General features: G+C 58.7%; 23 protein-coding genes and 1 pseudogene. All 24 read right to left on the minus strand.

The annotated features are described in order from the left end of the window. Positions 1–143: 143 nt before the first annotated feature. Complete coding sequence (gene fliA, locus V6P94_RS19580; protein ID WP_019828842.1) at positions 144–884, minus strand: RNA polymerase sigma factor FliA; 741 nt, start codon at positions 882–884, stop codon at positions 144–146. Continuing rightward, positions 884–1,711, minus strand: coding sequence for a flagellar synthesis regulator FleN (gene fleN / locus V6P94_RS19585; protein WP_095028721.1), 828 nt, complete (start codon positions 1,709–1,711; stop codon positions 884–886). Before fleN ends, fliA begins: the two co-directional genes overlap by 1 nt. 119 nt (positions 1,712–1,830) lie before the next feature. Beyond that, positions 1,831–3,147, minus strand: coding sequence for a flagellar biosynthesis protein FlhF (gene flhF, locus V6P94_RS19590; RefSeq protein WP_095021423.1), 1,317 nt, complete (start codon positions 3,145–3,147; stop codon positions 1,831–1,833). Between the two features lie 11 nt (positions 3,148–3,158). Beyond that, complete coding sequence (gene flhA / locus V6P94_RS19595; protein WP_133076257.1) at positions 3,159–5,288, minus strand: flagellar biosynthesis protein FlhA; 2,130 nt, start codon at positions 5,286–5,288, stop codon at positions 3,159–3,161. 127 nt (positions 5,289–5,415) lie between these two features. Then, positions 5,416–6,360 carry a fimbrial protein gene (locus V6P94_RS19600; RefSeq protein ID WP_326397648.1) on the minus strand — a complete coding sequence of 315 codons (945 nt, stop codon included), beginning with the start codon at positions 6,358–6,360 and terminating at the stop codon, positions 5,416–5,418. Between the two features lie 45 nt (positions 6,361–6,405). Beyond that, the gene (locus V6P94_RS19605; RefSeq protein WP_338648345.1) at positions 6,406–6,960 is read right to left on the minus strand and encodes a fimbrial protein; all 555 of its coding nucleotides are present in this window, start codon (positions 6,958–6,960) and stop codon (positions 6,406–6,408) included. A gap of 13 nt (positions 6,961–6,973) precedes the next feature. Next, on the minus strand, positions 6,974–7,453 hold the full coding sequence (locus tag V6P94_RS19610; protein WP_133076016.1) for a fimbrial protein: 480 nt from the start codon (positions 7,451–7,453) through the stop codon (positions 6,974–6,976). Positions 7,454–7,466: 13 nt separating this feature from the next. Beyond that, positions 7,467–7,961, minus strand: coding sequence for a fimbrial protein (locus tag V6P94_RS19615; protein WP_219262989.1), 495 nt, complete (start codon positions 7,959–7,961; stop codon positions 7,467–7,469). A 9-nt stretch (positions 7,962–7,970) separates the two neighbouring features. Beyond that, positions 7,971–8,558: a fimbrial protein gene (locus V6P94_RS19620; RefSeq protein WP_405046704.1), complete on the minus strand. Its 588-nt coding sequence runs from the start codon at positions 8,556–8,558 to the stop codon at positions 7,971–7,973. A 1-nt stretch (position 8,559) separates the two neighbouring features. Then, positions 8,560–9,321 carry a fimbria/pilus periplasmic chaperone gene (locus V6P94_RS19625; protein WP_338648350.1) on the minus strand — a complete coding sequence of 254 codons (762 nt, stop codon included), beginning with the start codon at positions 9,319–9,321 and terminating at the stop codon, positions 8,560–8,562. After that, positions 9,318–11,879, minus strand: coding sequence for an outer membrane usher protein (locus V6P94_RS19630; RefSeq protein ID WP_338648354.1), 2,562 nt, complete (start codon positions 11,877–11,879; stop codon positions 9,318–9,320). Before V6P94_RS19630 ends, V6P94_RS19625 begins: the two co-directional genes overlap by 4 nt. 1 nt (position 11,880) lies before the next feature. Further along, positions 11,881–12,447, minus strand: coding sequence for a fimbrial protein (locus tag V6P94_RS19635; protein WP_338648356.1), 567 nt, complete (start codon positions 12,445–12,447; stop codon positions 11,881–11,883). A gap of 57 nt (positions 12,448–12,504) precedes the next feature. Further along, positions 12,505–13,038, minus strand: a complete 534-nt coding sequence (locus tag V6P94_RS19640) for a fimbrial protein (RefSeq protein WP_338648358.1) — start codon at positions 13,036–13,038, stop codon at positions 12,505–12,507. A 422-nt stretch (positions 13,039–13,460) separates the two neighbouring features. Continuing rightward, positions 13,461–14,597: a flagellar biosynthesis protein FlhB gene (gene flhB, locus V6P94_RS19645; protein WP_133076011.1), complete on the minus strand. Its 1,137-nt coding sequence runs from the start codon at positions 14,595–14,597 to the stop codon at positions 13,461–13,463. 6 nt (positions 14,598–14,603) lie between these two features. Continuing rightward, entirely contained in the window at positions 14,604–15,386 is a 783-nt protein-coding gene (fliR, locus tag V6P94_RS19650) for a flagellar biosynthetic protein FliR (protein WP_338648361.1), read from the minus strand. Beyond that, a complete protein-coding gene (gene fliQ / locus V6P94_RS19655; protein WP_019828826.1) occupies positions 15,387–15,656 on the minus strand; it encodes a flagellar biosynthesis protein FliQ in 270 nt (89 codons plus the stop codon). Positions 15,657–15,659: 3 nt separating this feature from the next. Continuing rightward, entirely contained in the window at positions 15,660–16,403 is a 744-nt protein-coding gene (fliP, locus tag V6P94_RS19660; RefSeq protein ID WP_133076009.1) for a flagellar type III secretion system pore protein FliP, read from the minus strand. Then, positions 16,403–16,837 carry a flagellar biosynthetic protein FliO gene (gene fliO / locus V6P94_RS19665; RefSeq protein ID WP_133076008.1) on the minus strand — a complete coding sequence of 145 codons (435 nt, stop codon included), beginning with the start codon at positions 16,835–16,837 and terminating at the stop codon, positions 16,403–16,405. The genes fliP and fliO overlap by 1 nt, the downstream gene beginning before the upstream one ends. Continuing rightward, entirely contained in the window at positions 16,838–17,302 is a 465-nt protein-coding gene (gene fliN / locus V6P94_RS19670; RefSeq protein ID WP_219262982.1) for a flagellar motor switch protein FliN, read from the minus strand. A 47-nt stretch (positions 17,303–17,349) separates the two neighbouring features. Continuing rightward, positions 17,350–18,318, minus strand: a complete 969-nt coding sequence (gene fliM, locus V6P94_RS19675; protein ID WP_019828822.1) for a flagellar motor switch protein FliM — start codon at positions 18,316–18,318, stop codon at positions 17,350–17,352. A 9-nt stretch (positions 18,319–18,327) separates the two neighbouring features. After that, positions 18,328–18,819, minus strand: a complete 492-nt coding sequence (gene fliL / locus V6P94_RS19680; RefSeq protein ID WP_338648369.1) for a flagellar basal body-associated protein FliL — start codon at positions 18,817–18,819, stop codon at positions 18,328–18,330. Between the two features lie 183 nt (positions 18,820–19,002). After that, positions 19,003–20,205 carry a flagellar hook-length control protein FliK gene (locus V6P94_RS19685; protein WP_338648372.1) on the minus strand — a complete coding sequence of 401 codons (1,203 nt, stop codon included), beginning with the start codon at positions 20,203–20,205 and terminating at the stop codon, positions 19,003–19,005. A gap of 76 nt (positions 20,206–20,281) precedes the next feature. Further along, on the minus strand, positions 20,282–20,644 hold the full coding sequence (locus V6P94_RS19690) for an Hpt domain-containing protein (RefSeq protein ID WP_133076004.1): 363 nt from the start codon (positions 20,642–20,644) through the stop codon (positions 20,282–20,284). A 30-nt stretch (positions 20,645–20,674) separates the two neighbouring features. Then, positions 20,675–22,012 (minus strand): annotated as a pseudogene (locus tag V6P94_RS19695) (SpoIIE family protein phosphatase); the annotation flags it as partial.

Here is a 22,012-nt window from a genome sequence, read left to right on the forward strand (position 1 = left end):
TTCAATCAATTCGTTTTCAAACACCGCCAGAATCGACTGTGGGAGCGGGCTTGCTCGCGATGCTGGCGGCGCGGTTTTTCTGATTCACCGTGTCGATCCCATCGCGAGCAAGCCCGCTCCCACAATAAGTACGCGTGTTCCGGTCAGTGCGCTCGCCACTGGCTCAGGCGTGCACGCAGCCGCGCTGCGCACTGGCTGTGCAGCTGGCTCACACGGGACTCGCTGACCCCCAGCACTTCGCCGATTTCCTTGAGGTTCAGTTCCTCGTCGTAGTACAGCGCCAACACCAGCCGCTCACGCTCGGGCAGATGGGCAATCGCATCGGCCAGCGCGCCCTGGAAGCGTTCGTCTTCCAGATCGCGGGACGGCTCCGGGTGAGCACTTGCGCCATCCTCATGCAGCCCTTCGTGTTCGCCGTCCTGCAACAAGTCGTCGAAACTGAACAGGCGGCTGCCCAGGGTGTCATTCAAGATGGCGTAATAATCATCAAGGCTTAACTGGAGTTCGGCCGCAACTTCATGATCTTTAGCGTCACAACCGGTTTTTGCTTCAATTACCCGAATTGCATCGCTGACCATGCGCGTATTGCGGTGGACAGAGCGCGGGGCCCAGTCGCCTTTTCGCACTTCATCGAGCATGGCGCCACGAATGCGAATCCCGGCATAGGTCTCAAAACTCGCTCCCTTGGTGGCGTCGTATTTGCCCGACACCTCGAGCAGCCCGATCATCCCGGCCTGGATCAGGTCGTCCACCTGCACGCTGGCCGGCAAGCGCGCCAACAGGTGATAGGCGATGCGCTTGACCAAAGGGGCGTAACGCTCGATCAGCTCGTACTGGCTGTCACGGGACGCCTTGCTGTACATGCGATAGCCACTGGCGGTCATTAAAAGCGCCCCCCTGCTTGCTGCACCAGACGCTCGACAAAGAACTCCAGATGCCCGCGGGGGTTGGCGGGCAGCGGCCAGGTGTCGACTTTCTGGGCGATGGCTTTAAACGCCAGGGAGCACTTGGAGCGCGGGAACGCTTCGTAGACGGCCCGCTGTTTTTGCACGGCCTTGCGCACGCATTCGTCATACGGAACGGCGCCCACGTATTGCAGGGCCACATCCAGAAAGCGGTCGGTGACTTTAGTCAATTTGGCGAACAGATTGCGCCCTTCCTGCGGGCTCTGGGCCATGTTCGCCAATACGCGAAAGCGGTTCATGCCGTAATCGCGATTGAGCAACTTGATCAGCGCATAGGCATCGGTGATCGATGTCGGCTCGTCGCAGACCACCAGCAGCACTTCCTGGGCGGCGCGCACAAAACTGACCACCGACTCGCCAATCCCGGCAGCGGTGTCGATCACCAGCACATCCAGATTGTCGCCGAGGTCGCTGAAGGCCTGGATCAGACCGGCGTGTTGCGCCGGGCTCAGCTGCACCATGCTCTGGGTGCCCGAAGCCGCCGGCACGATACGAATCCCGCCAGGGCCTTGCAGCAAGACATCGCGCAGCTCGCAACGCCCCTCGACCACATCGGCCAGGGTGAATTTGGGGGTCAGGCCCAGCAGGACATCGACATTCGCCAGTCCAAGGTCCGCGTCCATCAACAGAACGCGCCTGCCCAGCTCGGCCAATGCGATGGACAAGTTGACTGAGACGTTAGTTTTACCGACGCCACCCTTGCCGCCGGTCACTGCGATCACCTGTACGGGATGCATGCTGCCCATGATCTTTTTTTACCTTGTCTTACTTAGACGCGGCTACATGCGTTGGCTGCCCGTTCCCCATTGGAACAAAACCTTCAGACCATCAGATGTAGGTACATTGCAACGTAATCTTGACTACCTCAGCCTACCCGCTTGGGAGGGCTGTGATAGATATCAGCGAACATATCGGCCATGGCTTCTTCGCTGGGTTCTTCCTGCATTTGCACACTCACTGCGCGACTCACCAACTGGTGACGGCGCGGCAGGTGAAGGTCATCCGGAATCCTTGGACCATCGGTGAGGTACGCCACCGGCAGCCCGTGACTGATCGCCAGGCTCAACACCTCGCCCAGGCTTGCCGTTTCATCCAGTTTGGTCAGGATGCAACCGGCCAGCCCGCAACGCTTGTAACTGAGGTACGCCGCCGTCAGCACCTGTTTCTGGCTGGTGGTGGCCAGTACCAGATAATTTCTGGCCTTGATGCCCCGCCCCGCGAGGCTTTCCAGCTGCAGGCGCAACGCCGGGTCGCTGGCTTGCAGCCCGGCAGTGTCCACCAGCACCACGCGCTTGCGCACCAGTGGCTCAAGGGTCTGGCCCAACGACTGACCGGGGGCCACGTGGGTCACCGGTACGTTGAGAATCCGGCCCAGGGTCTTGAGTTGCTCCTGGGCGCCAATACGAAAGCTGTCCATGCTCACCAGGGCAATGTTCTGCGCGCCGTACTTGAGCACATAACGCGCCGCCAGCTTGGCCAGCGTGGTGGTTTTACCCATCCCTGCGGGGCCGACCATCGCGATCACACCGCCCTCTTCCAGCGGTTCCAGCTCAGGCGTGGCAATCATGCGCGCCAGGTGCGCCAACAGCATCCGCCAGGCCTGACGCGGCTCCTCGATGCCGGCCACTTGCGCCAGCAGATCACGGGACAGCGGCCCGGACAGGCCGATACGCTGCAGGCGACGCCACAGATTGGCCTGGGCAGGCTTGGCATCCTGCAACTGGCTCCAGGCCAGCGAGCCGAGCTGCACTTCGAGCAACTCGCGCAAACCGTTGAGTTCATGACGCATGTTGTCGAATGCGCGCTGATCAATCGTCGGTGCGGCTGGCGCAGGCGCAGGGCGCGGCGGTTCTTCAAGGGTCGGCTCGATCAACGGTTCGGCGGCGGTCAGCGGCAGACCGGCAAACAACTGACGGTTGTCCCCCGCCTCGCCCTCACCGCGCAGGCTCAACTCGGCCTGGGCCGAGACAATCCGCGATTGGGTCTTGCGCAGCTCTTCTTCGAGCTCAATGTTCGGTACACGGGGTGCCAGCGCGGACAGCTTGTAGTCCAGGGCCGCGGTCAACTCAACGCCCCCGGCTATCCGGCGGTTGCCAATAATGGCGGCGTCAGCCCCCAGCTCATCACGAATCAGCTTCATGGCCTGACGCATATCGGCGGCGAAAAATCGCTTCACTTGCATAAACCAAACCCTCAGCCGTTAGGGCCTACTGTCGCAACGATCGTGACCTGCTTGTTGTCAGGGATTTCCTGGTAAGCCAGTACATGCAGGTTGGGCACCGCCAGACGGCCAAAACGCGAAAGCATCGCGCGTACCGGGCCTGCCACCAACAAAATCACCGGATTACCTTGCATCTCCTGACGCTGAGCAGCGTCGATCAACGAGCGCTGGAGCTTTTCTGCCATGCTTGGCTCCAGCAACACGCCCTCTTCCTGGCCTTGTCCGGCCTTCTGCAAACTATTGAGCAATATTTGTTCCAACCTTGGCTCCAAGGTGATCACAGGCAGCTCAGACTCAACGCCTACAATGCTTTGCACGATGGCGCGCGACAACCCGACCCGCACAGCGGCAACCAAAGCGGCAGTATCTTGACTCTTATGGGCATTGTTCGCGACGGCTTCGGCAATGCTGCGGATGTCGCGCACCGGCACCTGTTCAGCCAGCAGGGCCTGCAACACTTTGAGCAGTTGGGACAGGCTCAGGATGCCCGGCACCAGCTCTTCAGCCAGCTTGGGTGAAGACTTGGCCAACAGTTGCATCAACTGCTGCACTTCTTCATGACCGATCAGCTCATGGGAGTGTTTGTACAGAATCTGGTTAAGGTGGGTCGCCACTACCGTACTGGCGTCCACTACGGTATAGCCCAGCGATTGCGCCTGACTGCGCTGGCTGACCTCAATCCACACCGCTTCCAGACCAAAGGCCGGATCCTTGGTGGTAATGCCGTTGAGCGTGCCGAACACCTGCCCCGGATTGATTGCCATCTCGCGGTCCGGGTAGATCTCGGCCTCGGCCAGGATCACCCCCATCAGGGTCAGGCGATACGCACTGGGGGCCAGGTCGAGGTTGTCGCGGATATGCACGGTGGGCATCAGAAAGCCCAGGTCCTGGGACAGCTTTTTGCGCACACCCTTGATCCGCGCCAGCAACTGGCCCCCCTGATTGCGGTCAACCAGCGGAATCAGCCGATAGCCAACCTCCAGGCCGATCATGTCGATGGGCGTCACGTCATCCCAGCCCAGCTCCTTGGTCTCCTGGGCGCGGGCAGGCGATGGCAACAGCTCCTGTTGGCGCTTGACCTCCTGCAGGGCCTGGACCTTGACCACGTTCTGCTTCTTCCACATCAGGTACGCGACGCCACCGGCGACTGCGGCCAGGCTGAGAAAGGAAAAGTGCGGCATGCCCGGCACCATCCCCATCACAGCCATCAGGCCTGCCGACACGGCGAGTGCCTTGGGTGAGGCAAACATCTGGCGATTGATCTGCTTGCCCATGTCTTCGGAGCCCGAAGCACGGGTCACCATGATCGCGGCAGCGGTGGACAGCAACAGGGAGGGCAACTGCGCCACCAAACCGTCACCGATGGTCAGCAAGGCATACACCTTGCCCGCTTCGCTGAAGGTCATGCCGTGCTGGAAGATACCGACGGCCATGCCGCCGATCAGGTTGATAAACAGAATCAACAGACCGGCGATGGCGTCACCGCGCACGAACTTGCTGGCACCGTCCATCGAGCCGTAGAACTCGGCCTCCTGGGCCACTTCCTGACGGCGGGCCTTGGCCTGGTTCTGGTCGATCAGACCGGCGTTGAGGTCGGCATCGATTGCCATTTGCTTGCCGGGCATGGCGTCGAGGGTAAAGCGGGCGCTCACTTCGGAGATACGCCCGGCACCCTTGGTCACGACCACGAAGTTGATGATCATCAAAATCGCAAAGACCACGATACCGACGACGTAGTTACCACCGATCACCACTTCACCGAAGGCCTGGATCACCTTGCCTGCGGCCGCGTGACCTTCATGACCGTGGAGCATCACCACCCGGGTCGAGGCCACGTTCAGGGCCAGCCGCATCAGGGTGGCGACCAGCAAAATGGTGGGGAACACCGCAAAATCCAGCGGCCGCAGGGCGTAGACGCACACCAGCAGCACCACAATCGACAGCGCGATGTTGAAGGTAAAAAACACGTCCAGCAGAAACGGCGGAACGGGCAACATCATCATTGCCAGCATCACCAGCAACAACAGCGGCACACCCAACTGTCCCCGACCGAGGCCGGCCAGACCGCTGCGTGCGGTGTTGATTAACTGAGAGCGATCCAGTGACATTGCGACAAACCTTTAGCAAACTTTTGACGCCATGTGCGCCGTAAAGCCTGCCTTTGCAAGAAACCTTCCAACTTTCGTCACTGGCCTCTAAAACAGTCGTCTGTGCAAGCGCCAGCCAGACTCAGGGCGCGCTCAACACCAGCGTGGCACTCCCCGTGAAAGGCCCTGCGGCAGGAAAACTGCCGGGTTTGCGGATCAGTGAAAACGCTACCGAGTCCCTCCCTGAACTGTTGCTGATAGTGGTCCTGAAAGAGCCTCCTACAGGCACTACCGAAGTGCCCCGACTCATGGTGGTGGCAAGATTGGCATTGCTGGTGGCCAGGGCACTTGAGTTGAACGAAGAGGCGGCCCCCCTCCACGAAACCTCTATGCCGGAAAAAATGCCTGGGGAAGGACATGTGTAATTGAGCGTGACAATTTTCAAGTTGGGTGAACTGTGTGGCGTTTCCCCTACCGCAACGGGATCCACCGGACCAAAGTCCACATCCAGTGGGTTATTATTGTTAATCGTGCAGGTTGACGGGCTCAAGTTGAGAGAATTGCGGGCAAACACATTGACAATTGTACTGATCTCCCTCTCTGCCCCCCAAAACGTAAAGGGACGTATACCCAAAGTAATGGTCGCGATGAGTGTCCCTGAGTCGATCTTGATATAACTACCCGGCGTCGTGGCAATGTTTAAATATGGCCGACCCGGCACACTCATATAAGGCTCATTTCTCTGTACTGAAAGGAGAATACCGCCTCTCACAGGGATCGGATAATAAGCACTCCCGTTCACGCTCAACCCGCCCTCGAGACTGCTGTAATTCGGACTCAGCCTTACAGCTTCGGGATAGGTCACTACGTGTTGATAGGGACTTGAAGAGCTAGGCATTCCATGCCTGCAGTCCATCGTATAGCCATCGAGCAAAATTTTCCCGAGACTGGTGTTCGCTGCCACCTCGACATAAACATTAAACCCATGGCCCGCCGGATTAACCCACTCGCCGCCATTTACCCGGCACTCCGCTGCGCTGGCAATCTGAGCCAGCATCAATATCATCAGCCCAATTAAATACTTCATATCAATCTCTTCACTATAAAATAGCCTGACAACAGGAATACCACTTTAAGGATAATTCAACATAAAGATCGAAGTAGCCGTAAAGTTTCCGGCCGTAATTGATCGATTGGTAATGGCCTGTGGCTCAGCTTTAATAAAGGCCTTAAAGGTAATTACATTGGCGCCATTACTTAATAGCTGCCTGTCACTGGCCACATTTAACGGCACCAGATTATCCCCGGGGGTTTCTATCCCGATGGCGACTCCCGCAGCTGTACTGCCACCGCCCAGTGCCAGCAAACCGGGCAGCGCAGGGTTCTCATTACCACTGAATCTGGTCGTGACAAAGCTGCTGATACTGGTGTCGCACCCTTCAAGGTGGATCTGGAAGAGCTTGCTGACCGTGCGGGCGTTCAGGTACAGGTATTGGCTCGAAGCTTCCAGCTGGTCCAGCACGATCGCCTCATCGCCGGGCCTGAACGAGCACGCCTCGGCCACCAGCCCCCCGCTGAAACGCAGATTGTCCGCAGCCCTGGCGCTGGCGGGCAACGACAAGGGCACCCCCATCAGCAATGCCAATGCCAAGGGTTTCCAACCTTGGGTTTCTATCTGAATGTGCATGGAGTACCCGCCTCTACTCGTAGTAGGCCAGCAACGTTGCGGAGGCCGTAAACCCGCCCGAAGCGAGCGAGCCCCCAAGTCGTTTGACCGGGACCGCTTGCAGTACCGGAGGGCTCGAAGGGTTGATCGATATCGGTGTGTTGAGCGTGAAAGCCACACCATCTCGCAAGAGTCGAACCCCCATGTCTGCAGCGCTGGTCTGCACGGCGGCCGGGTCAAACGTCGTTGCCGTGCCCTGCACCGTCAACATCATCCGCCAGGGCAATGGGCTGGCAGCGCAGTTGATCGTATAACTCAAGGGCTGAAGGTAGTTCACACCGTCGACGGCATTGATGCCCACGTTGTTGAAGTTGACATCGATCGTGCTGCCGCTGCTGATGGTGCAGGGTGGTGGCTCTACCAGCGTGCCGCGGAACGAGAGGTTTGCCATTGCGTCGGGGCCAAGACCCAAAGCGCATAGGGTAAAAAAAGCAGAGAGTTGCCAACGTTTCATATGTGAATCCTTCTTATCGCAGGGCAACCACTAACGTAGCGGTGGCTGAAAACGCCCCGCCAGTCAGTGTGCGTCCAGGGTTTTTCACCAGCACCGCTTCCATTCTCGGCAAGATGGGGTATGTGAAATTCAGCGCACGATTGAGGGGCCAGGCAACACCGCTTACCAGAAGCTTGACCCCGAGATCATTCTTGCTGGTGCGCAGAACTGCACTGTCAAACCCGGCCCCACTGCCCAGCAAGGTCAACGTCATGTTGTTCGTTGGCTGTGGCCCGCACGTCACCGTATAGGGCACAGTTTTGCGGTAGTTCGAACCGTCAACCTGGTTCGTGACTACTTCGCTGCCGAAAGAGATATCAAGCGTGCTGCCACCGTTGACGACGCAAGGCACAGGCGCCATGACCACGCCACGGATAGACACACTGACATCTGCCCGAGCCCCTTCGCAAAGGGCCAGCAGCAAACAACCACAGGCGAGCAGAACCCGCGAAACAGATGGCATGCTCATCGTTTTTCCTCACTCATACATAAGCCTGAAATCAACCGTGGCCCGAAAAGCACCATTGCTCAGTGCTGCCGATGTGCGGGTTGGCTGGACCTGCCACGTCAGAGCGTCATCGCCGCGCTCCAGAAACAAGGGTTCACCGCCCGACCCCAGGCGCACGTCCCGCCCAAGGGCATCGGTCAGGCGCAGTCCCATGCCTGTAACACCCTGCACTTTGACCAGCCGCGGATCGTCCGCATCGGCGGGCGCCACAAAAGCCACAGACACCACAGGCTGATAGGCGCTCCACACCAGCTTGCCCGTGCGGGCATTGAGGATGCTCCCGGAAGCGCGCTGGCAATCGAGGAAACGCAACTGAAAAGCCACGGGCGATGCCTGATCACCAGGGCGCATCAATTGGCTGCGCGGCACGCTGCCAAGGTCTATGGCCTGATCCGCCGAAGCCATGTCCAGCACACAGGGTGAATTGTGCAGTGAGCCCGATATATCCAGAATCCCGCTCATGCCTCCAACTTCGGCACGGCCCTGCACGGCATGCAATGCCAGCAACAAACAGCTCAGCGCCGTTACCCTGCCGGGTGTGACGGGGCGTCTGCGCACGCTATTCATTGGTTGAAGACGCTTGCTGGTTCACCTTGCAGGTATCACCGGTACAACTGAACACCAGCGTCGGACGGCCACCGTAATCATTGACATACGTCAGCAAGGGCGCGGTACCCAATGCAGTCACCGTCGCCCCCAACTTCAATGAATCCTTTGGCGAGACCATGAGCGGCTCGAAGCCCGGGGCGGTTTCTGCGTCCTTGCCACGACGGGCATCGATCAGGGTGATGTAGTAGGGGGTGGGGTTATTGACTCGATAGTGATCGCCCTCACGGGTAAGGGTCAGTTGTTGCTGCCAGGGGTCAGATTGCTCCTGCTGGCCAGGGACTATCGAAGCCGGGCGGTAAAACAGCTTGATACGGGTCTGCAAGGCAATTTGCAGGCTGTTGGCCTTGTCGCTGCGGGGCGAGATTTCACGCAGATTGAAGTAATAGACAGTCTCACGGTCCTGGGGCAAGGATTTGACTGCCGGTAGCGACTGGACTTTCACCTGACTGCGCTTGCCGGGTTCCAGGCGCTGGACCGGCGGCAGCACGATCAGCGGCGAGGTGATCTTGTTGCCCTGCTCATCCTCGACCCAGCCCTGGGCCAGGTAAGGCAACTGGGTGTTGTTGTTGGTGATGCTCATGCTGACGGCATCTTTGTTGCCATCAAACACCACCCGGGTGCGATCAAGGCCTATGGCTGCATTCGCGTTGTTGAACAGACTCAACGTCAAAAGGGCCAGCGTCGCAGGCGCACAGCGCAAATTCAGAATCATGTGGACTTTTTCTCCGTATCGATAAGTGTGGTCAGCGGCGCTGGCGCAGGGTCGAGGATTTGGCAGGGCAGCTTCAGGGTCGTGGTCAGTCCGTCATCCGGCAGGCTTGAGGGCATGACCAGCGTGCAGCGTTCAACCCCTCCCCAACTGACAGTCATCCGTTCCCCGGGGCGAATACCGCTCAGGTAGACGCTGCCGCCGTCATTGACGATGCCGGTGTCCTGCTGTTTTTCATTCTTCACCATGGCTCCGAATGGCGGGACGCTGCTGTCAGGCAGACTCAACAACACCATGGCTTTGTGGCCGGCAATCACATCCAGCGTGCGATAGCCGATGGCGCCTTCAGTCAGGGTCAGCTGGGTCACGGACTGCGTCGCTTCGACATTGGCGGGCAGGTTCTCCAGGTCAACACTGGCGCCCGTGCGCAAAAAGCTGCTGACATCGGCGATCACCGCCTTGCCAAACACATTGCTGCGGGTGGGCGTGCCATACCCCCGCACCGGTACATCGGGCACACCACTGGTGTCGATCAGCAACCGGGCGCCACCGGTGCCGGACGTTCTATGCCCTGCGCCGCCCCTGGACGTGAGGGTGGCACCGCCTCGAGCAGAAACGTTGAGGCTGGTGTAGTTGTTTTCTTGCTGGGCGACACTCGCAGAGATTTCAGCCTGATCACCGATATGGCTCAGATAACCGCTGACTGACGTATTACTGGCTGACAGTTGATAGCTGTAGCGCTCATCCAGCCGGTCACTGAAACGTGCGCCGTAACTGTTTTTGCCCGGCGAGTTGCTGGCGGTGGTGGTCAGGGTGCCCGAGCGGCCCAGCGGCAGGCTGAGCGACAGGTACATCCCGTTGCTGTTGTTGGAGATGCCGTTGTGCTGGTTGCGTTCCTGATTTCTGAACACGTTAAGTGACAGGCTCATGTTCTTAACCGTGCCCGCACTGAAATAGCGGGCCAGCGACAGATTCCATCGCTCGCTGGCCGGGCGATCCCAATAGGACTGGTTGCTGTAATTCAAATAGACGGAAAGCCCTGCATCGCGAAACTGCTTGTTAAAAGTCGCGGTGTAGAGTGACTTGCTGCCCCCCACAGGCCCGCCGTAATGACGGGCGTTCAGGTATTCACTCATGCTCAGGTAGTTTTTTTCGGAAAAACGGTAACCGGCAAACGTGATCTGACTGTCGTACTCGTCGAATTTTTTCGAGTAGCTCAGGCGATAGGAGTCACCCGACAAGGCCTTGTCGTGAAGTGTGGCGCTGGCCCGTGTGACATCGAATGACATCGCACCGAAGGCCAGCAGATCGCGCCCTGCCCCGACAGAAAGTGCTGTGTAATTGTTATCACTGATGCCACCGCCATACAGGGACCAGCCGTTACTGACACCCCAGGAAAACTCCCCCATCCCGAAGGTACGCCCCTGCCCGCCATCATGAAGGCTTGAGGGCTGGCCGGTGGCCAGCTTGTAGCGCACAGTGCCGGGCCGCGTGAGGTAGGGAATGCTGGCGGACTCAACCGTGAAAGTGGTGACGCTGCCGTCCTGCTCTTCGACCCGGACATCAAGCGTACCGGTGACGGCTTCATTGAGATCCTGAATGCGAAAGGGCCCCGCCGCGACCAGCGCCTCATAAAGCACCCGGCCTTGCTGACTGATGATGACCTTGCCATTGGTCTTGGCCACACCCACGACTTCGGGCGCGTAGCCGCGCAGGTTGGGCGGCAACTGGTTGTCATCCGAGCTGAGGGCAATGCCGTTGAAACGAAAGCTGTCGAACAGGTCCGAGTAGAGGTAGTTCTCCCCCAGCATCAGCCGCGACTGGATGGACGGCAACGAGCGATACGCATAAAAGCGGCTCCACTCAAGCCGCTGCTCACGGCTGACAGTTGCCTCTTCGATGCGACCTTGCCAGTCAGCGCGAAAGCGCCAAGGGCCTGCGTTGGCACCAAACGTACCGTTGCCCGTCAAGTTGGTGCGCCGGGCCGTGTCGCGCTGGTTGATGGACTGCGCCGTCAGGTTGTAATCGATCAACACACCGGGCACGCCGTCATCCCACCGCGAAGGCGGGTCCCAGTTCAAGGCGTTGTACTCCAGGTAAGCCTGGGGCAAGGAAATATAGAGAGTGGAAGTACTCAGGTCGCCGCTGACTTCCATCCCCGGCAGGCCGCTGATATCCAGGCACTCTGTACCCCTCCACCAATTGAGCCCGGCTTGTTTGTCGCTCTTGAGGCCCAGTTGTTCTACCAGATCAGGTGACAGGCAGGCCTGACTGCCTTTGGGGTCGTCGTCCGGAGGGTAAAAGGGAATGCGCTGCTCAGGCAGCAACTGCGAGTTGATCTGCACTTGCATTGGATAAGTACCCGGCAAGATAAATCCGCTACGCGAAAACTGTGATAAATCGATGTTGGTGCGATCGTTCAGATCGAGAATGTCGGTATTGAACTGAATGTCTTCAACGGCAAGCACCTTGCCTCCCATTGTCATCAGCCCGCTCAACACGCCCGTCCACAGAAGCGTTTTGGCAACTGAGTAGTCTCGCAAATCAAGCAGCCCGTACATGTCAGAAATACTCCAGCCTGAAACGCACCGCAGCACGATGAGATCCAACCGCCATAGGGCTTCCGTTGCCAACCATTTGAAGGGTGTAGCGCAATTCCTGATCTCCTCCGGAGAGAGACATCAGAGACATGGGTACGCCCGGTACACTTTGCTGCCCTTGCCCGTCAGTAATGCGCAAGGCCAGACCTCTTGTAGAGCCCGCAGCGGCAAACAACTTGCCGCCACTGTCGGCCTGCCCATCAAAGGTCACCCTGACATGCTGCCAATCGGGCAGAAACGCACCCGGGCGACCAGGATCAGGCCGTACCAATGAACACTTGACCAAACGTAATGTGAATGTACGCGGCGCACTTTCACCCAGACGAATAAGTTGCCCCATGGGCAATGGATCAAATTCAATCACTTGATAAATACTGTTTGCATCCAGTGCGCACGCAGAATCAATAACTTGCCCAACCAACGTGACTCGACCACCACCCTGATACAGTTGCTGCGCACTGACCGTATCAAACGAAACAGCAAACAGAATAAACGCGCAGAAAACTTTCAGCCTCGAGAGTATTTTCACACCCAACTCCCACCTGTAGTTGCCCTGCTACCGGGTGAGCGGTAGCAGGGTAATCACTTACTGATAAGCCAAGGAGAAGTTGGTCACAGCAGTAAACACGCCCGGCGTGATATCGCCCGTGGCCTTGCCTTTCAAGTAGGCACCATAGGTCAGGGTATTCTCGCCCGGCTGAAGGAGTTGCGGCCTGGTCGGCGTGCCCAGAACGATCGGGGTGCCAGCACCATCGACCATCATGATGCCCGCGCCCTGGGCTGTGCCGGCAATACCCAATGCCCCTGTCACGTCTGTAGAAGCTGCACCCGTAAAGGTGGCCGTGACTGTTTTATCGGTGAGTCCCGTCAGCACACATCCGGTCAGCTCGAATTTAAAGACCTTAGGGCTGGTAACACCACCAGTGCTCAGTTGCGACTTGGCAACCTGTCCCAATGGAATCGTCTGATCGACACTGGTTGGCACGATAGAGCACGCCGCTTCGAGGATTTCCCCCTCGAAACTGATCGTGCCTGTACCGGCACCAGCCGCATGAACTCCCGATACAGAAGCCATCAGAATAGCCATGGATGCCACGACTGTTTTAAATACAACATTCATCAAAATGTCTCCCACACAAACACTGTTAAACCATATAAAACAAATATGGATTTGAGTTGTTTATTTGATTCAGAACACAGTCAAACTTTCTTGCTGTGATCGAGTGCAGCCCCATAAAAAGAGCGGAGGGAATTTAACAATCAAATCATTAAAAAATATGCAAGACATTGACTATCAGCACGCAGGAACTTTATTACCGGCACGCAGGACAACTTCATAAGACACAAGGAAACTTCGAAAATAAACGTAGGAAACCAACAACAATTAAAAGCTTCTCAATCACCTACGCACTAAAGTAATAACTATATGTTTTTCACGAAACATATCGCAAGCACTTCAACTCCAATATATGTATTACTTAAGAATACTTATACGCACTTCATTCAAGCACTGTCTAATGCAATGAAAGAATTGACGGCTTCTCAATCATCGCGTTTCAAATCCGGCGGGATCGGCAGGTCCTTGAGCGCGTCCGGGTGCTTGCCCTTGCCCGCCTGGTGCTGGCGGATCTGGTACACGTAGGCCAGCACCTGGGCCACGGCCAGGTACAGCCCGGCAGGAATCTCTTGTTCCAGCTCGGTGGAGTGGTAGATCGAACGCGCCAGCGCAGGGGATTCAAGCAGCAGGATGTTGTGCTTTTCACCAATCTCGCGAATCTTCAGCGCCAGGAAATCACTGCCCTTGGCCAGCAACATCGGCGCCGCGCCTTTCTCCGGGTCGTACTTGAGGGCCACGGCGTAATGGGTCGGGTTGGTGATGATGACATCCGCATCCGGGATCGCCGCCATCATCCGCCGTTGCGACATATCGCGCTGCAACTGGCGAATCCGCTGCTTGACCTCGGGCCGCCCCTCCTGGTCCTTGTGTTCGTCGCGCACTTCCTGCTTGGTCATCAGCAGTTTCTGATGGCTTTCCCACAGCTGCACCGGCACGTCCACGGCGGCAATCAGGATCAGCCCGCAGGCCATCCACAAGGCGCTCCAGGCCACCACTTGCAGACTATGGATCACCGCCAGTTCCAGCGGCTCATGGGCGATGCGCAGCAGGTCGTCGATATCGGACTTCAACACCAGCAAAGCCACGATCAGGATGATGAAGAACTTGGCCAGGGCCTTGAGCAACTCGACCAGCGCCTTGGCCGAGAACATGCGCTTGATCCCCGCTGCGGGGTTCATGCGGCTGAATTTAGGGGCCAGGCTGCCAGCGGCGAACAGCCAGCCACCCAGGGAAATCGGCCCGACCAGAGCGGCGATCAGCAAGGTGACCAATACCGGCTGCAGGGCAAGCAGGGCGATTTTTCCCGAGTGGAGTAAAAACAGGCCCATGGAGTCAGGGTTGAGCAGCACCTCGCGGCTCAGGCTGAAGTTGTAGCGCATCAGCTCCATCATGTCCTGGGCCAGCGCACCACCAAAAATCAGCAAACCCGCCGAGCCGGCCAACATGATGGCCAAGGTATTCAGCTCTTTTGAGCGTGCGATCTCGCCCTTTTCCCTGGAGTCCTTTTTCCGTTTCTCCGTGGGGTCTTCTGTTTTATCGGCACCGCTTTCACTCTCTGCCATAGCGGTCTACTTCGCCTGTGCCAGCTCACGTAAAAACTGCAGGGCCTCGGAGGCCAGCGGTTGATACTGGTTGAGAATGTCCGCCATGCTGATCCACAGAATCACCATGCCCAGCACCAGGGTCAGCGGAAAGCCGATGGCAAAAATATTCAGTTGCGGCGCAGCCCGGGTCATCACGCCAAACGCGATGTTGACCACCAGCAACGCGGTGATGGCAGGCAGCACCAGCAGCAGCGCCGCCCCCAGCACCCAACCGAGCTTGTTGGCGATTTCCCAGTAGTGATGGCTCAGCAACCCGCCACCCACTGGCAAGGTGGTGAAGCTCTCGGTGAGTACCTCAAACACCACCAGATGGCCGTTCATGGACAAAAACAGCAAGGTCACGAGCATGGTGAAAAACTGCCCGATCACCGCCACGTTAACGCCGTTGGCCGGATCGACCATGGACGCAAAGCCCATGCCCATCTGAATTGCGACAATTTGCCCGGCCACCACGAACGCCTGGAAAAACAGCTGCAACGAAAACCCCAGTAATGCACCAATGATGATTTGCTCGGCAATCAGCATCAGGCCGCTGAGGTCCAGCGGGTTGACGACGGGTAGCGGCGGCAGGCTGGGCATGATCGCCAGGGTGATCGTCAATGACAGAAACAGCTTGATCCGCTTGGGCACCAGGGTCGTGCCGATGATCGGCATGGTGGTCAGCAGTGCGCCCACCCGAAACAGTGGCAGCATAAAGCTGGCGACCCAGGTACTGATCTGCGCGTCCGTCAGGGCCAGAAGCGACATTTAACCGATCAACTGCGGAATGCTGCCGTACAACTGCAGGATGTATTCCATAAAGGTCTGCACCAGCCAGGGCCCTGCCACGATCAGGGTGATCAGCATCACCAGCAGTCGCGGGAGAAAGCTGAGGGTTTGTTCGTTGATCTGGGTCGCCGCCTGAAACATGGCCACCAGCAAACCGACCAGCAAGCTGGGGATCACCAACACGGCGACCATCAGGGTGGTCAGCCACAGCGCACTGCGAAACAGGTCAACCGCAACTTCTGGGGTCATGACTCACACTCCGCCAAAACTGCTGGCCAGGGTGCCGATAATCAACGCCCAGCCATCCACCAGCACAAACAGCATGATTTTGAACGGCAGCGAAATGATCAACGGCGAGAGCATCATCATACCCATGGCCATCAGCACACTGGCCACCACGAGGTCGATGATCAAAAACGGGATAAAAATCATGAACCCGATCTGGAACGCGGTTTTGAGTTCCGAGGTGACAAACGCGGGCACCAGGATGGTCAGGGGAGCGGCATCCGGAGTGGCGATGTCGGTGCGCTTGGACAGGCGCATAAACAGCTCCAGATCGCTGGTCCGGGTCTGGGCCAGCATGAAGTCCTTGATCGGCACTTCAGCCTTGAGAATCGCATCCTGGGCCGAGAGCTTTTCGGCAAGATAAGGCTGCAGGGCGTCGTTGTTCACCCGGTCGAATACCGGGGCCATGATGAACATCGTCAGAAACAACGCCATGCCCGTGAGGATCTGGTTGGACGGTGTCTGCTGCAGGCCCAGGGCCTGACGCAGGATCGAGAACACGATGATGATCCGCGTAAAGCTGGTCATCAGCATGACGAACGCCGGAATGAAACTCAGCGCGGTCATGATCAGCAGAATTTGCAGACTGACTGAATATTCCTGCTGGCCATTGGCCCCGGTGCCCAGGGTTATCGCCGGAATCGACAGCGGGTCAGCCCCTGACGCCAACGGCGCGACAAGCGCCAACAACAGCGCGACAACTAAACGCATTACGGCTTGTCCTTTTGCTGACCCAGTATTTCCATCAGGCGCTTGGCAAATTCGGGGGTTGCAGGTTGCGCTGTGCCGGGCACTTGCACCGGCTCCTTGAGCACGTGCAGCGGGGTGATACGGCCCGGCGTCAGGCCCAGCAGGATCTGTTCATTGCCGACCTGCACCAGCACCAGCCGATCCCGCGCACCCAGGGCACGGGTACTGATCAGCTCGATCACCTGCCCCTGACGCGGGCCCGCCTGCTGGACACGGCGCAGCAGCCAGGCCAGGGCAAATATCACCCCCAGCACCAGCAGCAGGCCGAGCACCAATTGCGTCAATTGCCCGCCAATACTGGTGCCCACCACCGGAGCCGCGACAGCCGTGGCCACAGGTTCGGCCGCCAGCACGCTAAAGGGCAAGGCCACTAAACCGCCGAGTAACCGCTTCACTTAACGCAGCTTCTTGATGCGTTCGCTGGGGCTGATCACGTCAGTCAGGCGGATGCCGAACTTTTCGTTGACCACCACCACTTCGCCGTGAGCAATCAGGGTGCCGTTCACCAGCACGTCCAGCGGTTCGCCAGCCAGGCGATCCAGCTCGATCACCGACCCCTGGTTGAGTTGCAGCAGGTTGCGGATATTGATGTCGGTGCTGCCCACTTCCATGGAAATCGACACCGGGATATCCAGAATCACGTCCAGGTTGGGCCCATCCAGCGTCACCGGCTGGTTGTTGCGCGGCACACTGCCGAATTCTTCCATTGCCAGACGGTTGGGGGCCGGTTTGGTGACTGCATCAGCCGCCAGCAAAGCATCGATATCTGCCTGGCCAACATCGCCGGTTTCTTCCAGCGCCGCAGCCCATTCATCAGCCAGCGCCTGGTCTGCAGCAGTTGTATCGTGTTCGTTAGCCATGGGGTGTCCTCGGCGGGCAGTCAATCATTGGATGGGTGTGGAGCGGCTTAACGCCGCCCGATGGGCTCAACCACTTGCAAGGCAAGATTGCCTTTGTGGGAGCCCAGTTTGACCTTGAACGAAGGCACGCCATTGGCGCGCATTACCAATTCATCTTCCAGTTCGATGGGGATCACATCGCCGGGCTGCATGTGCAAGATGTCCCGCAGGCGCAATTGACGGCGGGCCACGGTGGCACTGAGCGGCACGCTGACGTCGAGTACGTCTTCGCGCAGGGCCTTGCTCCAGCGTTCGTCCTGGTCGTCGAGGTCGGACTGGAATCCGGCATCGAGCATTTCGCGCACCGGCTCGATCATCGAGTACGGCATGGTCACGTGCAGGTCGCCGCCACCGCCGTCGAGCTCGATATGGAAAGTGGACACCACAATGGCCTCACTGGGGCCGACGATATTGGCCATGGCCGGGTTAACTTCTGAGTTGATGTACTCGAAATTGACCTCCATGATCGCCTGCCAGGCCTCCTTCAAATCAATGAAGGCCTGCTCCAGCACCATGCGCACCACGCGCAATTCGGTAGGGGTGAATTCCCGGCCTTCGATCTTGGCGTGACGGCCGTCGCCGCCAAAGAAATTGTCCACCAGCTTGAACACCAGTTTGGCGTCGAGGATGAACAGTGCCGTGCCGCGCAACGGCTTGATCTTGACCAGGTTCAGGCTGGTAGGCACGTAAAGCGAGTGCACGTACTCGCCGAATTTCATGACCTGCACCCCGCCCACCGCCACGTCCGCCGAGCGGCGCAGCAGGTTGAACATGCTGATACGGGTATAGCGGGCGAAACGCTCGTTGATCATTTCCAGGGTCGGCATGCGCCCCCGGACAATGCGGTCTTGACTGGTCAGGTCATAGCTTTTGACACTGCCGGGCTCGGCAGCTGTTTCGGCCTGTACCAGACCGTCATCGACGCCATGCAACAGCGCGTCAATCTCATCCTGGGACAGCAGGTCTTGCACGGCCATGTCGTGATCCTACTGCAATACAAAGTTAGTAAAGAGCACCTGGTCGATAACCACTTTGCCGAGTTCTTTCTGTGCTACGTCCTGCACGCTGGCAGTCGTTTTCTGGCGCAGAATTTCCTGGCCCACCGGTGTTGCGAGGTCGTCAAAGGACTGACCGGAAAACAGCATCACCAGGTTGTTGCGAATCACCGGCATATGCACCATGAGCGCCTTCAGATCGGCGGGGTCGCGGGCCTGCAAGGTCACACTCACTTGCATGTAGCGCTGGCGGCCATTGGCGTTGTAATTGACCACGAAGGCCGGGGCCATGGGCTCATAGAGGGCGGCCGGTTTGACGTTGCTGTCCACTTGCGGCACAGGCTCGCTCTTGGGGCTGTGCATGAAATACCAGGTGGCGCCTACAGAAAGACCAATCGCCAGCATTACAGCCACGACGATCAGGATAATCAGCTTGAGTTTGCCTTTGCCGGCCGGTTCATCTACCGCGTCGCTCGTCGCCATGCCAATAATCCGTCACTATTTGGTTTTCACAGATGCCGGGGTAGGCACAGCAAGTGTTATGCCAGAAGCAGGACGGTGGGTGACTTTGTGGACGCGGGCTTGCTCGCGATACAGGCTATGGGGCACCGCCGTTACAGCGCGCCGAAGCCATCGCGAACAAGCCCGCTCCCACAGGATTTTTACTCAGGCGTAGTAATCCACTGCACTGGAGCCCAGTACTACGCTTGGCGCGACCGCCGCGACGTCCACTGGCTCGTCATCCATGACACTGTCCAGCCGCTGACCACCGCTTCCGCTGCGGGCCTGTTGCTCCCGGCCCTGCTGCCCTTGCCAGTTGCGCGGCTGGTCGGAGACGTTGACGTCCACCTGCCCCATCCCCTGTTGTGCCAGCATGTCGCGCAAGCGGTGCATCTGGCTGTCCAGCGCTTCGCGCACGCCAGCATGACCACTGACAAAGTTGACCTGCGCCGACTGGTCAGCGGCAATGTTGACCCGAATATCCAGGCGCCCCAGCTCCGCTGGCTCCAGCTGGATGTCGGCAGATTTGAGATTGGCGCTGGACAGGTACATCACCCGATTGACGACCTCTTCAGACCAGCCGCCCTGATGCATGGCCAGGGGCTGATTGACCGGCAGCGTGTTCACGGTCTTGGGCACTGCAGCCTGGGTTAGGGCCGCCAGGCGATTGGCGAAGTCATCGACCCGCGTATCGCTGGACGTACTTTTCAGATCCTTGAGACCGTCATCGAGCAAGCCCTTGAAAGCCTTCTCGCCGCCCTCACCGGTCGCTGACTCGCCAGCACTCCCATCGATCAGCATGGCGATGCTGCTGGCCTGCCCCTGAACCGTGGCCGGTGGGGTTTCGTTCGACGGGATCTTGACCGGGCTCTGGCTGCTGGCCGATACATGCCCGCCCTGCTCCATCGCCAGGCGCACGGCCGGCATCGCGTCGAGAGGATCCGCTTCGGGGTCGAAGGTGTCGTCGGCTGCCGGTTGCAGAAGCGACTGAACCTGAGCTTGAGCCACCCGTGGCTGTGCCGCTTGGGCCTGTGCAGCTACCGGCACCTCTGGTGTCTCGGGTACCGCCTCGACAACCGCCGCGGGAGGTGCCGTCACAGGCAGCAGCATGAGTGGATCGACAACGGCCAAGTCGTCGCCCGACTGGCCAGCGCTGTCATCCTGATCAGTCATGGCTGCATCCCTGGTCTTGCCGCCAGGCAATGGGTTGCCGCTATCGGCAACGGCTGGCGCCGGCTCAGACGCGCTGGCATACACCGCGGCAAAGGGTTGTGCCGGGGACGTGGCAGGTTCCGCAGGGCTGCCCGCCGCTGCTTTTGGCGCAGCAACGGCAGGTATCTGAAGCAAGGGTTGGGCGGCAACGGGCATTAACGGGTCTCCGCTGTACGGCAGGCATAGGTACAGGTCAGAGAGTCAGAGCAAGGTTCGGGCCAGCTTTGCGCAATCAGCTGATCACAAAATACGGAGGCCCTGAGCGATGGCGCTCGGCACGATAAAGTCGCCGAACCATCTGGTATTCATCGTCGATCTTGATCACCAGCTCCTGGATACCGGCCAGTTGCTTCTTTTGCGCACGCTCTTCGAGCAGGCCGCACAAGTGCGCCAAACGAATGGCACCCATGTTGCTGCTGCTGCCTTTAAAGCTGTGGGCAACCAGTGTCAGGTCGTCGGCTTCGCGGGTGTTGTGCAATTGCCCCATGCGCTCTTCGGAGTCAGAGAGGAAGGTATCGAGCAGGTCTGCAAAACCGCCCTCCATCACGTCTCGCAACGCATCGACCACTTTCGGATCCATATGAATGTCAGACACTTGTTCACTCCTTGATCAAGAATGGCCGGATTATGCCAGACCCCCCCATGAAAACTCTACGGTCGCACTGCGGCCATCAGGTGCCCAGCGGGCCGCAGGGCACAGTTGCCGGACCAAACTCACGCCACGCCCCGACAGACGGTCTGAATCAAGGGGTCTGGACATGACTTTGTCGACATCAAAGCCGGCACCACTGTCTTCAACCTGGATAAACAGGCGTCCGCTCTCCCCGATCGGCTCGACCTGCAACGACACCCGCACAAATCCGCTTTTGAGGGTCGCCAAGCGCTCCCTGCGCTGCTGGTAATAATGGGCAAACCCTTCTGTATCGCGCTTGAGCCGAGAGTCGAGGCCCAGCACCCCGTGTTCCAGGGCATTACTGTAAAGCTCGGACAGCACCGCATGGATCACCGGCCCCTGGGCACGCAATCCGTGGACCTCCATCAGCAATTGCAGCAAGAAAGGCAGTGGATTGAACTGTTGCAGGGTTCGCGCCCGAAACTCGAAACGGGACGACCAGTCCCGCGGGCTGCATTGGCCGCTGTCTGAATAGACGATGGCTGGCACACCCAGAAACTGCGGCAATTGTGAGGTGATATGCACCATGCTCACGTCATCCCGGGCCCGCCCCTGAAAATCGCGCAACGCCTGTTCGACCTCGGCAATCAGTTGCAGCGGATGGCGATTGGCATCGAGCACCCGCTCCAGACGTTCAACCCCGAACAGTTGCTGATCCGGGCCACAGGTATCGATCACGCCGTCGGTCAACAAAAACACCTGATCACCGGGCAGCATCGCAAAGACTTGAGTGGCATGGTCAAACACTTCAGCGCGCAACACCCCCAGCGGCAGGTGTTGCGACGTCAATGCCGTACGCTCACCACCGGACTGCAAGTAACCGTCGGGCATCCCGCCATTCCAGACCTCGACACAACGGCGCTGGGCGCTGACACACAGCAACGTGGCGCAGCAGAACATGTCGACGGGCAGGATGCGCTTAAGCTTGGCGTTCATTTCACGGAGGATTTCGGCCAGGCCATAGCCTTTGGCCGTCATGCTGTAGAACACCTCGGCCAGTGGCATTGCGCCAATGGCCGCAGGAAGACCGTGGCCGGTGAAATCAGCGAGCAGCAGGTGGGTATCCCCGGCGGGGGTGTAGGCCGCCAATAACAGATCACCATTGAACAAGGCATAGGGCGATTGCAAGAAGCGGATATTGGGGGCATCCAGACACCCTGAATGCGCCACCCGATCAAATACCGCCTTGGCTACCCGCTGCTCGTTGAGCAGGTAATCGTTGTGCTCGGCTATCAAGTCACGCTGCTGCAGCACGGTTTGCTGCAAGCGCCGCAGGCGCTCCATTGAGCG

The organism is Pseudomonas sp. ML2-2023-3, from assembly GCF_037055275.1.
Taxonomy (GTDB): domain Bacteria; phylum Pseudomonadota; class Gammaproteobacteria; order Pseudomonadales; family Pseudomonadaceae; genus Aquipseudomonas.